This is a genomic window from Gemmatimonas sp. UBA7669 (assembly GCF_002483225.1).
GTDB lineage: Bacteria > Gemmatimonadota > Gemmatimonadetes > Gemmatimonadales > Gemmatimonadaceae > Gemmatimonas.
The window spans coordinates 1-12,640 of sequence record NZ_DLHL01000026.1 but is presented as its reverse complement, the minus strand read 5'-3'; the positions used below and the strand labels follow the sequence as shown (position 1 = coordinate 12,640).

10 protein-coding genes are annotated in these 12,640 nt (G+C 65.5%); 8 read left to right on the top strand and 2 right to left on the bottom strand.

The window, feature by feature from the left end; genetic code table 11:
• Positions 1–16: 16 nt before the first annotated feature.
• Complete coding sequence (locus B2747_RS07320) at positions 17–406, bottom strand: YybH family protein (RefSeq protein ID WP_291158541.1); 390 nt, start codon at positions 404–406, stop codon at positions 17–19.
• A gap of 294 nt (positions 407–700) precedes the next feature.
• On the opposite strand from B2747_RS07320, the gene B2747_RS07315 reads away from it, so the two are divergent.
• The 5 genes from B2747_RS07315 to B2747_RS07295 all read left to right on the top strand — a co-directional run bounded on the left by B2747_RS07315 (position 701) and on the right by B2747_RS07295 (position 5,780).
• The gene (locus B2747_RS07315) at positions 701–2,611 is read left to right on the top strand and encodes a copper resistance system multicopper oxidase (RefSeq protein WP_291158582.1); all 1,911 of its coding nucleotides are present in this window, start codon (positions 701–703) and stop codon (positions 2,609–2,611) included.
• Between the two features lie 151 nt (positions 2,612–2,762).
• On the top strand, positions 2,763–3,389 hold the full coding sequence (locus B2747_RS07310; RefSeq protein ID WP_291158539.1) for a copper resistance protein B: 627 nt from the start codon (positions 2,763–2,765) through the stop codon (positions 3,387–3,389).
• A 346-nt stretch (positions 3,390–3,735) separates the two neighbouring features.
• Positions 3,736–4,095 carry a DUF411 domain-containing protein gene (locus B2747_RS07305; protein ID WP_291158537.1) on the top strand — a complete coding sequence of 120 codons (360 nt, stop codon included), beginning with the start codon at positions 3,736–3,738 and terminating at the stop codon, positions 4,093–4,095.
• 85 nt (positions 4,096–4,180) lie between these two features.
• A complete protein-coding gene (locus tag B2747_RS07300; protein WP_291158535.1) occupies positions 4,181–5,089 on the top strand; it encodes an HD-GYP domain-containing protein in 909 nt (302 codons plus the stop codon).
• Positions 5,034–5,780 carry a class I SAM-dependent methyltransferase gene (locus B2747_RS07295; RefSeq protein WP_291158532.1) on the top strand — a complete coding sequence of 249 codons (747 nt, stop codon included), beginning with the start codon at positions 5,034–5,036 and terminating at the stop codon, positions 5,778–5,780. The genes B2747_RS07300 and B2747_RS07295 overlap by 56 nt, the downstream gene beginning before the upstream one ends.
• Positions 5,781–5,872: 92 nt before the next feature.
• Here the strand turns inward: B2747_RS07295 and B2747_RS07290 are convergent, their stop codons facing one another.
• A complete protein-coding gene (locus B2747_RS07290; protein ID WP_291158531.1) occupies positions 5,873–6,007 on the bottom strand; it encodes a hypothetical protein in 135 nt (44 codons plus the stop codon).
• Positions 6,008–6,376: 369 nt separating this feature from the next.
• On the opposite strand from B2747_RS07290, the gene B2747_RS07285 reads away from it, so the two are divergent.
• The 3 genes from B2747_RS07285 to B2747_RS07275 all read left to right on the top strand — a co-directional run.
• Positions 6,377–8,614: a TonB-dependent receptor gene (locus B2747_RS07285; protein WP_291158529.1), complete on the top strand. Its 2,238-nt coding sequence runs from the start codon at positions 6,377–6,379 to the stop codon at positions 8,612–8,614.
• A 152-nt stretch (positions 8,615–8,766) separates the two neighbouring features.
• Positions 8,767–11,133: a TonB-dependent receptor gene (locus tag B2747_RS07280; RefSeq protein WP_291158527.1), complete on the top strand. Its 2,367-nt coding sequence runs from the start codon at positions 8,767–8,769 to the stop codon at positions 11,131–11,133.
• A 149-nt stretch (positions 11,134–11,282) separates the two neighbouring features.
• A partial coding sequence (locus tag B2747_RS07275; RefSeq protein ID WP_291158525.1) for a hypothetical protein occupies positions 11,283–12,640 on the top strand: 1,358 nt, incomplete at its 3' end.

The window sequence follows — 12,640 nt, the reverse complement described above, 5'->3', positions numbered from 1 at the left end:
CGGCAACCGCGATGACTCAGGGCATCGGCGGATCACTGGGCCGGCGGGCACGGCTAGCCGTGTGCGTCAGGCGCACGACCCATCGCGCGCCACGGCGCTCAAGAATCGCGGTGCCGCGCCCAACCACGTCAGCCTTGCCGTTGGGCAGGTCCGCGCTCAGCGCGTAGCGAAACGTGGCCCACGCAAGATTGCCGGACACGCGCGCTTCAATTTCGAAGGGCCGATACCGGAAGTTGCTGAACTCCTTGAGTTCCGGCGCGAGGTGATTGTCGCGATAGTCCGTCCACCCGCGATTGATGCCGGAGCCCTCAATGACCAGGAGGCTGTCACCGGCGTAGATCGAATCGAGGGCCGCGAGGTCGCCGCGCTCCGCGGCAGCGAAGAGCGCCTGGATCGCCTGAATCACGGACGCGACCTCAGCGCTCGGCGTCGCTTGGTGGCCAGCGTGTGCGTGGTCCTGCGCGTTGGCGCGGCCTGCGAGTGCAACGGTCATCGCGACGGCAACGGCGAGGCGGCGAGAGATACCAGACATTAGGGCGAGGAGGTTGGAGAAAAGGGGAAGGAACGACGAACCTGTCAATAGAGTCTACTCTGTGTGAACTGCAGTCGGCAAGTGCCAAAGGATGCAGGGTGGAGAAGAGGGGCTTTACAGAACGTAAAACACGGGCCTAGCTTTCGGTTAGGCGCCGTTCTTAGCCCGATGGCCCATTCTTCTCGTGTCAAGCGAACTATTACCGTGACTCAACCGCGTCAAAACTTCCACGTCTCGCGCCGGAGCTTCCTCGAGGCTGGTGCACTCCTCGGCGCTGCGGCTGCGCTACCCGAACCGCTCCGCGCGGGCGTTGCCACAGCACCTTCTCTGAACCCCGGTCTACCCGCGCTTGCTCCTGCGCCCGGCGGCGTGCGCGAGTACGACCTCACTATCGCCGAAACCATTGTGCGACTCGATGGGCGGAACGCCCGCGCGACGACGATCAATGGGACCGTGCCCGGGCCTGTGCTGCGATTCCGCGAGGGCGAAGAAGCCGTCATCAGGGTGCGGAACACGCTGTCGGAAGACACTTCCATCCACTGGCACGGCATCATTTTGCCGCCCGAGATGGATGGCGTGCCGGGCTTAAGCTTTCCGGGCATTCGACGCGGCGAGACCTTCGAGTACCGATTCGCGGTGAAGCAGGCTGGCACCTATTGGTATCACAGCCACTCCGGGTTGCAGGAACAGCTTGGCCACTACGGCGCATTGATCATCGAGCCGGCCGAGCGCAGCGGCCCCGCTTATGACCGCGAGCACGCGCTGGTGCTGTCCGACTGGACCTTCGAGAACCCGTACCGCGTCCTCTCGCGGCTCAAGAAGCAGCCGGACGCGTACAACTATCAGCGCCGGACGGTGGCCGACTTCTTCCGAGACGTCGCGCGCGACGGATTCTCGGCCACCATCAGTGATCGCTGGATGTGGGCCGGAATGCGGATGAATCCGACGGACATCGCGGACGTCACTGGCGCGACGTACAGCTACCTGCTGAACGGCCGCACCGCCGAGGAGCCTTGGACGGCGCAGTTCGCGCCGGGAGAACGCGTTCTGCTTCGCGTGATCAACGCGGCGGCGGGTTCGTACTTCGATGTACGCGTACCGGGCCTACCGATGACCGTCGTGCAAGTGAGCGGGCAGCCAGTGGAGCCCGTGGAGACTGAGGAGTTCCGCATCGCGATTGCAGAAACGTATGACGTGATTGTGCAGCTCCCCGACGACCGGGCCTACGCCGTGTACGCCGAGGCGATGGATCGCAGCGGCTTCACCGCAGCGACGTTGGCGCCTCGCGCCGGAGTGCTCGCCGACCTTCCGCCGCGTCGGCGCCGTCCGCTGCTCACGATGGCTGATATGGGGATGGATCACTCCGCGATGGGTGGGATGGACGGGATGGACCACGCCGAGATGGGACACGACATGCCGCCCAGCGCTCCGGCGAAAGCCGCAGCCGATGATGAGCACGCGGGCCACGATATGTCGGCGATGGGGGATGCGGCGGCGTTGCGCGCCCCCGGAACGTTGCCGCCGGAAACACCACACGGCGCGGAGACGCACGGCAATGGCAACGCGATGGTCCCAATGAGTACGAAGAGTCGACTCGCCGAGCCGGGTGCGGGCCTGGGCGAGGATGGCCGTCGCGTGTTGCTGTACTCGCAGCTGCGATCCGCGGCTCCCTACGCGGAGTTTCGCGCGCCGACGCGGGAGATCGAGATTCACCTCACCGGCAATATGGAGCGCTTCACGTGGGCCATCGACGGTGTGCCCTATGATGAAGCGGAGCCCATCGAGTTCACCTACGGCGAGCGGATTCGCTTGACGATGGTGAACGACACGATGATGAACCACCCGATGCACTTGCACGGGATGTGGATGGAGTTGGAGAACGGACAGGGCGACCGCAGCCCGCGGATTCACACAATCAATGTGAAGCCGGCGGAACGCGTGTCGCTGTTGGTCACGGCGGACGCCCCTGGGCGATGGGCGTTTCATTGCCATGTGCTCTACCATATGGAGGTCGGGATGTTTCGTGAAGTGCGCGTGAGTGCGCCGACCGGCCACGAGGGGCATGGCGATGCCGAGTGAACGTCGAGGCCGGCGGACGTCGCTGCTGCTGGCGGGACTTCTCAGCGCGAGCACGGTGCTCTTTTCGTCGGCTGGCCGCGTCCACGCACAAGGGCGCGATAGCGTACCGCACGATGCCTCCCACGGAATGAGGTGGGGGCGAGAGACCTTCGTGCTGACGGAAGTGCTGGAGTACGACGCGGCCGGTGCTGCACGTCCCCTGCTTTTCGATGTGCTCGCGTGGACCGGCGGAGCGAGCCGCCGCCTGTGGTTCAAGGCCGACGGCAGCGCCGCGACCAGTGGGCGCGCGACGCACGGCGAGTACCAAGTGCTCTATGGCCGGATGCTCACGCCGTGGTGGGACGTGCAGTTGGGCGCCCGCGCCGACGTGCGCACGGCACCGGGCGCGAGCGCGTCGCGAGCGGGCGCCTTGGTCGGTCTGCAGGGATTGGCGCCGGGCTGGTTCGAGCTCGAGCCGTCGCTGTTCGTCACGACGGACGGCAATCTCTCCTTCGATCTGACCGCCTCGTACGACCTCTTCCTGACGCAACGGCTCGTGCTGCAGCCGCGCCTGGAGTCCACCCTGTCACTCAAGGACGACGACGCGTTCGGCGTCGGGCGAGGGTTGAGCAGTACTTCGTTCGGGTTGCGTACACGGTTCGAGATTCGGCGTGAGTTCGCGCCGTATCTCGGCGTGGTCTGGGAGCGTGGCTATGGGCGGAGCGCGGAGTTGGCGCGGCTTGCTGGTGAATCGGCCAGCGAGACGCTGATCGTCGCGGGGCTGCGGTTGTGGAGGTAGGGCGGACCTGGGAGTGACGTGTTTTCGCGACACCTGACGGGACGGGCCGCGGCTCGCGTGGCGCCGGGCACGCAGGAGAAGCGAAGGGTTGTCTCGGTTTGTGCATTCATCAGGCTGTGTGCGGCGAACAGTAGACGCCGCCCGGCGGCACCTATTCAAAGGAGGTAACGTGTTGAGTTCGAACGAAGGCCAGCGGAGATCCGCGGATCAGGTCAGTCAGAGGAAGCAGTCCCCGGGACGCCGATTCGCTCGGCGCACGTGGCTGGCGGCGGCGCTAGGCGGCGCTTCGCTGGCCGCCACGGCGTGGTGGTCTCGGCGGTCCGGCGAGGAGTCCGTCACAACGCCGGTGCTGGTGGCCCTCCACGCGTCGAGTGCCTGCCAGTGCTGCCATCTCTGGGCTCGCCGGATGGAGGAGGCGGGGTTTCGCATCGAGACGACCTTCGCGCAGGACATCGGTGCCGTCAAGCGCGAGTTCGGCGTTCCGACGGCGCTGCAGTCGTGCCATACCGCGCTCGTCGAGGGATATGTGGTCGAGGGGCACGTGCCAGCGTCGGCGCTCGTCCGCTTGCTGACCGAGCGTCCATCGGTCAAGGGGCTCGCGGTGCCTGGAATGCCGGGCGGATCACCGGGAATGGAAAGCGCTCCGGCCGAGCCCTTCGACGTGATCGCGTTCACGACTGAGGGCGCGACGCACGTCTTCGCCTGAGCGTAGAGCCTGGTTGCCGACGCCGGAGGACGGAGGGGATGACTCGCCGTCGCACCGGCGGCGTATCGTCCTGTTGGTCGGACTGATGCTGGCGATCACGACGTTGCACTACGCCATCCCGACGGCAACACACGCGCAGCACCAGCTGCATATCGCGGCGCGCAAGCTCTACTTCTTGCCGGTGGGGGTCGCAGCGGCCTGGTTTGGCCTCCGGGGCTCGATCCGCGCGACCGCCGTGATGAGCACGATGCTGGCGCTGCACGCCTTGCTACGCTGGTCGTCCGACGCCATGGAGCGCGCCAACCAGCTCGGCGAGTTCGTGACGTTGTGGATCGTCGGAGCCGTGGTGGGCCTCCTCTTCGACCGCGAGCGCGGGCTCCTTGACGAGATCGCGAAGGCGCATGCGGCGGCGGTCACGGGGCTGGTGGCGGCGCTCGATTTGCGCGAGCACGACACCGGGAAGCACTCGCTGCGCGTCCGTGCGTACACGCTGCTCTTGTCCCGTCGGCTCGGGCTCGACGCCGCGCGGCGCGAGGCCGTTGGACTCGGTGCGCTGCTGCACGACGTGGGGAAGATTGCCGTGCCGGACGGGATCCTGCTCAAGAGCGGACCCCTGACGTCCGCTGAGCAGGCCGTCATGCGGGAGCATCCGGCCGCGGGGTATCGCATCTTGTGTCGCGTCGGCATCCCGGCGGAGGCGGCCGAGTGCGTCCTAACGCACCACGAACGATACGACGGTCGCGGCTATCCGCAGGGGCTCAGCGGGGACGCGATTCCTGTCGGCGCGCGGATCTTCGCCGTGGTCGATGCGTACGATGCCCTGACGTCGGTCCGTCCGTACCGTGGTGCCGTGTCGCACGCAGAGGCGGTCTCGACGATTCGAGCGGGTGCAGGGACACAGTTCGATCCGCGTGTCGTTGCGGCGATGATGGATCTTGGTGAAGCGGCCATTCGGCGGACTCGACGCCAGGCCGAGTCGGAACTCCCAACGTGAGGCCATTTTGATCTCGACGGGAACGGAAGGAGGAAAGCGCGAGGGTTCGACGTATGTTCCGGCGCTGGGCCTGCGGGTCCTGACGCCGCTGTACGACCGTGCTGTCGCATTGACGACGCGCGAGCGCCGCTTCCGCGGCGCGCTGATTGCGCAGGCCGTGACGCGACCGGAGCTGGACATCCTTGATCTCGGCTGCGGCACGGGCTCGTTGACGATTGGAATCAAGCGAAGGGAGCCGAGCACTCGCATCGTCGGCGTGGATGGCGATCCCGAGGTCCTCCGGATCGCCACGCGCAAAGCCGCCGCGGCCGAGGTCTTGCTCGCGTTCGACTGCGCACTCGCACACGAGCTGCCGTATGCAGGTGCGTCGTTCGATCGGGGTGTCTCGAGCTTATTCTTCCACCATCTCACCTGGCAGAGCAAGCAGCAGGCAGCGGCGGAAGCGTACCGCGTGTTGCGCCCCGGGGGCGAGTTGCACGTGGCCGACTGGGGGCGCCCGAGCGGTCCCACGATGCGTGCACTGTTTCTCATCGTCCAGGCGCTGGATGGTGTGGCGACCACGCGCGACAACGTCGCGGGTCGGTTGCCGGAGCTGTTCGTGGCGGCTGGATTCGAGCAGGTCGTTCAAGAGGGACACGTGGACACGTCGTTGGGGACAATCGCGCTCTACAGAGCTCGGCGGCCCGAGTAGCGCCGGGTTCGGCGACGGCGCCCTCGATGAAGCCGGATTGCTCCATCAGACGGAACTCGTCAATCGCCGTCAGGGTTGTCTGAACATCTCAGTCACGCTTCTTCTTCCTTGGCGCTGATGAAGCTCACCATTGCCATGTTTGCGCGAGCCACTGCGTCCACCAACACCGGGCGCTCGGCGATGAAGCGGTTTGCGGCGACCCTGCTGATGCTCGCGTATGCGGCCATCCAGGTCGCGATTCCTGTGCTCGATGCTCAGACCAATCACGCAGAGCGCATCGTAGCTCACTGGCAGGACGCGAGCGAGACCAACTGTCCGCCGCTACACGACCCCGCGGTGTGCCAAGTCTGTCAGCAGATGGGGCAGGCTGGGTGGGTGGCCCTCAGCGGTCCGCTGCTTCCACCCTCGTACGCTGGAGCGACTGAGCCGACGCTGGATCTGTGTCAGCCTCCCCTGCGAGCCTTCTCCTTCCTTCGCCCCCCGACCAGAGCTCCTCCCGTCACCTGAGTCTGCGCCGCGCCCACTCCGGGCGCTTGGCCGCGTCATTTCCCTCAGACTCAGTCCATCCCATGATTTCGTACTCATTGCGTCGTCTCATGCGACGCGCACTCCTGTTGTTCGCCACCGTCCTCCTCGCTCCAATCGCCGCAACGACTGGCTCGGCCGCCACGCTGGCGGGCAAGGTCCACGGGATTGTCACCGATTCCGCTGGCGTCGCGCTTCCCAATGCTACGGTGATCGTCGCTGAGCTCGGCCGCGCTACGACGACCGATGCTGAAGGGAAGTTCACCATTCGTGGAGTCCCGGTCGGCGACTATCATCTGAGTGTCATGCTCCTCGGATACGCGCCGGGACATCTGGTGGTGCGCGTGCCGGCCGAGGATTCTGAGGTGCTCGCGACGATTCGCCTCACCGCCACCCCCCTGCGGCTCACGGCGATGATCGTAGCGGCATCGCCCACCGGGACCGAGTCGGACCGTCTCACGCAGGCGGCGCTGGAACTCTCGGGGCGTTCGCTGTCGCGTGCGCTCGGCTCCTCGGTGGCCGCGTCCCTGGCCGGAGAACCCGGTGTGAGTCAGCGCTATTCAGGACCAGTAGCGACGATGCCGGTCATTCGCGGACTCACTGGCGACCGGATCCTCATTCTTCAGGATGGTGAGCGAGCGGGCGACCTCGCGTCTTCGGCTGCGGACCACGGCATCTCTGTAGACCCGCTCGCGGCGCAGCGGTTGGAGGTGGTGCGCGGACCGGCCACACTGCTATACGGCAACAGCGCGCTGGGCGGGGTCGTAAATGTGGTATCGAATGACATTCCGACTGCGGTGCCCGGGCACTTCGAAGGATATGTCGCGACTCAGGGCGAGACAGTCACGCCCGGAGGCGCGTTCAGCGCCGGAGGCACGATGGCCGTCGGCGACCGCAGCGCAGTCTCGGTGCGCGCCGGATTGCGAGAGCTTGGAAGCCTGCGCACCGGGGGTGGCACCACGCTCTCAGGCACCGACTCGCGCGCGCTCAACGCTACGGTCGGATACGGGCTGATCGGCGAGCGGGCGAACGCGGGACTCGCGCTGCGCGTCTACGACTTCGAATACGGGATCCCGTCTGCGCCGGGAGACCCGCAGGCCGGGGTGCGGCTCAATGGTCGGCGCGTCGGCCTGAGCGGCAAGGGGGGCGTGCAGCTACGCTCACGCCGTATTTCGTACCTTCGTGTGGAGGGGACGGTCCAAGACTTCGCGCAGGATGAGATTGAGCCCGGCGGCGAGGTGGGGACCAGCTTCTCCCTTAAGACTCAGACGCTGAACGCGCAGGCGGCGACCGGGTTCGGGCGGGTAAAGGGCGCGCTCGGAGTACAAGGGCTCTTTAAGCAGTACGCGGCGAGCGGAGAGGAGGCTCTTACCCCCGGCGCCAACTCAGTCGGTCTCGGGATCTTCTTGTTCCAAGAGATTGCCCTGTCCCGCCTGCGGGATCACGACTCGGGCACGCAGTTGCAGATTGGGGCGCGATGGGACCGGTACGCAATTTCATCTGACGCGGGGAACGCAAAATTCGGTCCGGCGCAGACGAGCGCTTTCAATAACTTCTCCGGTTCGCTCGGTGCCAGTGTTCGGCTCTCTGACGCATTCAGTCTCAGCGGCTCCCTTGCCAGCGCGTTTCGCGCGCCGACTGTTGAGGAGTTGCACTCCAACGGGGTGCACGCCGCGAATGGGAGCTACGACGTGGGCAACCCATCGCTGCGTGCCGAGCGAAGTCTGGGTGCGGAACTCATTGCGCGCCTGAGGAGCGGGCGCGTGAGCGCGCAGGTCGCCGCGTACAGCAACGCAATCAGCAATTACGTCACAACGGACTTTCTGTCGGACACGATTGTGGATGGCACGCCGATGCCGCTCGCGCGCTTCGTGCAGGCCAACGCGTCGTTGCGCGGCGTGGAGGGCAGCATCGAAACGCGGGTAGGCGAGGCGTGGGTCGCGAGTCTTTCGGGTGACTTGGTGCGAGGGGCATTGGCCGACGGGGGCGGGCCACTCCCTTTCCTGCCGCCTGCCCGGATCGGCGGCGGCCTGCGCTGGGAGCTCGCCCGTCGGTTCGTGGCCACGGACATCCGGCACGGATTCAAGCAGGATCGCGTGACGGGCGGCGTGGACGCTGCGACCGCGGCGTATACGCTGGTGAACGTGAGCGCCGGACAGCAGTGGCTCGTCGGCAACGTCCTACATCGGATGACGCTGCGCGTCGACAATCTTGCGGACGCGCGCTACTTCGACGCGGCGAGTCGGATCAAGCGCTTTGCGGCCAATCCGGGTCGGAACGTGAGTCTGATCTACCAGCTTCAGTTCTGAAGGAAGCTGCGCACCCGGGCACGCGGTGTCGGAGACGCCTTGCGACTGCGTAAGGCACGCGGTAGCGTTTTATCTGTTGTCGTACAAACTACGCGCTGTAAAATCGGCGGCGCGTCAGCCAATGTTGCCACCCTTCAACAACCCCATTTCGCATGCGCTCTCTCGTCAGACGTCCCGGTTCGAGCTTGTTGCGTACGCTCGTAGCAATCGCCTGTTTCGGCGGCACGTTGGCTACATCTCTCTCAGCGCAGCAGTCGGCGGTCGCCGCCACCGTGCGAGGTCAGGTACGGTCCGCCACGGGTGCCCCAGTGCCGCGCGCGACCGTGGAGTTGCTCAACGCGGGGGGACGCGCGGAGCGATTGGCACGCGCTGATGACGATGGTCGATACAGCCTTCCCCTCGCGGCGGTCGGTCGCATCCAGCTTCGGGCAACGTCGATCGGATATCTCCCGAGCGTAATGACCGTCGACGTCGTGAATGGCACGGATCCTTCGGTGAACTTCGTCCTCACCGCAGTACCCTCGGCGCTCGCGCAGGTGGTCATCTCCGCCAACCGCACCGGTCAGGAGCTGGCAAAAGTCCCGGCATCCGTCAGCTTGGTCTCGCAGGAAGTCATTCAGGGCGTTGGCCGACGCAACACGAGCATCGAGGAGGCGCTGCGTACGGTGCCAGGCCTTGTCGTCCGTGACCAACTGGGTGGCGCTTCTCGCGCCACCATCGCCATCCGAGGCGCCGGTTCATCGAACTCGTTCGGTGTCCGCAGCATCCGGTTGATGATTGACGGCATTCCGAAGAACAACGCCGGCGGCTCGGGACAGGATCTCGCGAACCTCGACATGTCGTCGATTTCAGGTATCGAGGTACTGCGTGGTCCGGCGTCCACGCTGTACGGCAACCAAGCGGGTGGCGTCGTCTCGATGACCAGCGAGACCGGTGGGCCGGACCGTCGTCAGCTGCAAGTGCTCGCTGGGAGCTTCGGCTTCGCCAGGGTGCACGCCAAGGCCACGGGCGAGGCGTTCGACGGGAACGTGAGCTATCTCGTGAGCGCCTGGCGCACGCAGCAGGACGGCTACCGCGACAACTCCAACTTCGACCAGACGGGATTCTCGTCAAAGTTTGTGTACCGGCCCGACGCGAAAAGTACGGTGACTGGTGTGATGTCGTACGACAACCTCGGGCAGGATGTCCCTGGAGGGCTCACGATCGATGAGATGCGTGCGACCCCGCGGATTGCAGACTCGACGTCGTTTACCCGCGTGGGCGGTGTGCGTCTCAACAACTTCGGGCGCTTCGATGAATTCCGGTTCGGGCTCAACGTGGCACGCTCGCTCAGCGAAACGGAACAGATTGAGACGCAGATTTTTTACGTGCCGCGCGCCATCCACGAAGCCCCCGCGTTGACGCAGTTCCTTCAGCAGAGCTTTTTGAATCGAGGCATCACCATGCGTTTGCTGTCCACGCGACGGCTTGGCTCGATTGGGAGTCGCTTCACCACCGGCGTAGACCTCCACGACACACCGATCCAGACGACGACGACGGGGCGTCCGGGGACCGCCGCTGCGGGCACTGCGATTTCCGCCTTTGACGAGCAGGCGACAAGTGTCGGCGTCTATGTGCTGGAGGAGCTCGAACTGGGCCCTGCGGTGACGCTCACCGCGGGTGCACGCTACGACAACATTCGCTTCAAGCAGCAGAACAAGATGCGGGCGGCCCAGACGGAGCCACGCACGTTCACGCGGGTAACCCCGAAGCTCGGGTTGACCTATCGCATCAGCCAGACGCTCTCGGCGTACGCGAACTTCAGCGAGTCCTTCGAATCACCGGTCATTGGCCAGCTGCGCAATTCACCGCGGACAGACGGAGAGTTCGTGACGAATCAGGTCGTCAAGCCGTTGTCGATTCGGACATTCGAGGTGGGAACGCGCGGAGTGGTTGGGCGCGGTTCCTTCGAGCTCGCGGTGTTTAGCCAGCGGGTGAGTGACCAAGCCGTCAACGTGAATTTTGTTCGACCGGCACCCGCCACGGGTCAGTTCGGCGCGCTGGTGAATGCGGCAGAAGTCAAGCAGCAGGGCATCGAGGCCGGCGCGAAGTATGCCCTGACGGGGTCGCTCAGCCTCGCGGGCACTTACACCTACTCGGACTTTACGTACGCTCGATACGAGGCCGGGGCCAACGACTTTGGTGGCAATGAGCTGCCGGGAATTCCGAAGCACAACGGATTCCTCGAACTGCGTTATCAGGGCGCACGCGGCCTCTCCGGGGGCGTCGAGGTGCAGTCAGTCGGGAAGTTCTTCCTCAATGACGCCAACACCGCGGAGAATCCCGCGTATCGTCTCGTGAACCTGCGTGCCGCGTGGACGCGCCGGGTCGGGCGGACGGACGTCGCGCCGTTTGTGGCGGTGAACAACCTGTTCTCCGAGAAGTACTCCTCGCAGCCGCAAATCAACGCGGGCGCCGGACGGTTCTTCAACCCGTTGCCCGGCGTGAACTACGTGGCGGGGATTCGGTTAAATTGGTAGCCGCGTGGTGCGGTGGCATCGGTTCCGATCGATGCCACCGCCCCGGCGGTGGTTCCGTGCCCTCGCGTGCTCGACGCGCCTGACGGGTCTGTCTTACGACGTTGAGTAACGAGGAGCGTTCATTGATCGGCTCACGGACGAAGCGCAATGTGGCCGCGTGGCATCGCTGGCTGGGTTTGGGCCTCACGCTGCCGCTGCTCGGGTGGGTGGTATCCGCCGCCGTGATGATGCTGGTCACGATGAACGCGCAAAACGGGCTCGCGGGGAGCTACGAGCTGAACCCCCACAATTCGATCGACGTGCCTCTCAGCGAGGCCAGCGTCAGTCCGAACGCGATGCTCGCGAAGCTCGCGGCGGAGCACTCGATTGAGCGCGTGTACTGGCTGCGATTGCAGTCACGCGGCGCGCATCTCTGGTATGTCGTCAAGCCGACTCCGTACGCGCTCGCGATGGTGTTCGACGCGCGAACGGGCCAGCGACTCGATCCGCTGTCCGACGAGCTGCTCACCGTGGTCGCCGGGGAGGCGCTGGTGGGCAGCCACGTCTCCAGCTTGACCCCCGCATCGGAGTACAACCGTTACTACGCGGCACCACGCCTGGAGGCCGTCCGAGCCAAGCTGGCCGGCGCGCAGTCGGCGCAACTCATCCTCTCGCGCGACGAGGGCCGCACGCTACGGCGCTTGAACGCGGATTCGGAGCGGTTCGAATGGTGGTACCGCACGTTCCACGTGAACCAGCTGACGACGCATCTGTGGCCGTGGACGACCCTGCTTTACCTCTGCGCGGCGGGCGTGATGGTCCTCGCCGCCCTCGGGTATCTGCTGTTCTGGTGGCGTCGGCCTCGCGGCGCAGTGCGAGCGAGCGATCCGCAGCAGGAGACGGCAAGGTGGTCGGTTCGAATTCTGCATCGTCGGCTCGGTGCCGTGGCGGGTGGCATTCTGACCATTCAAGTGCTGGTGGGCGCATACCTCTGGCTCAACCTCGGCCCACTGGAAGACCCGTTCCGCGGCAAGTCCAGCTTCCACGCTGATTGGAATGGCGGGTTCTCGACCGGTCGGCCGCTTGCCACGGCCGCTGAAGTGCTGGCCCGCCTGTCCAACGTGCTTCCCAACAGTTCGCGACCGGTGCAGGCCATCGAATGGCGAGTGCTGGGAGAGAATGATGTGTGGGTGGTGACTCCGCGACTCGACGAGGCGCCTCGCGTGTTCGATTCCGACGGCGCGCCGATCGAGAGCCTCGATCCAGCCGAGGCGGGTGAGATCGCGCGGCGGGAAGTGATCGGGAACCCGTCCTTCGTCTTCGTCGGGTCGGAGCCGCAGTTATACATGGATCTCAATCGCCCCGTACCGACGTACCGATTCCGGTTCGATGATCCCGGAAAAACCGATGTCTACGTTGCCACGAACACGGGACAGATCATCCAGCGCCGTCCGCGGATCTGGCGCTGGTTCGGACCCTTGCTCGCGGTACATATGATCGAGGTCACGGGAAACAAGTCCGTGGACGT

What these genes read in the sequence shown, in the direction of transcription:
- B2747_RS07300 (WP_291158535.1), top strand. Translation starts at nt 4,181, where the DNA reads ATGCTGGCGATCACGACGTTGCACTACGCCATCCCGACGGCAACACAC.
- B2747_RS07290 (WP_291158531.1), bottom strand. Translation starts at nt 6,007, where the DNA reads ATGGCCGCATACGCGAGCATCAGCAGGGTCGCCGCAAACCGCTTCATC.
- B2747_RS07280 (WP_291158527.1), top strand. Translation starts at nt 8,767, where the DNA reads ATGCGCTCTCTCGTCAGACGTCCCGGTTCGAGCTTGTTGCGTACGCTC.
- B2747_RS07315 (WP_291158582.1), top strand. Translation starts at nt 701, where the DNA reads ATGGCCCATTCTTCTCGTGTCAAGCGAACTATTACCGTGACTCAACCG.
- B2747_RS07285 (WP_291158529.1), top strand. Translation starts at nt 6,377, where the DNA reads ATGCGACGCGCACTCCTGTTGTTCGCCACCGTCCTCCTCGCTCCAATC.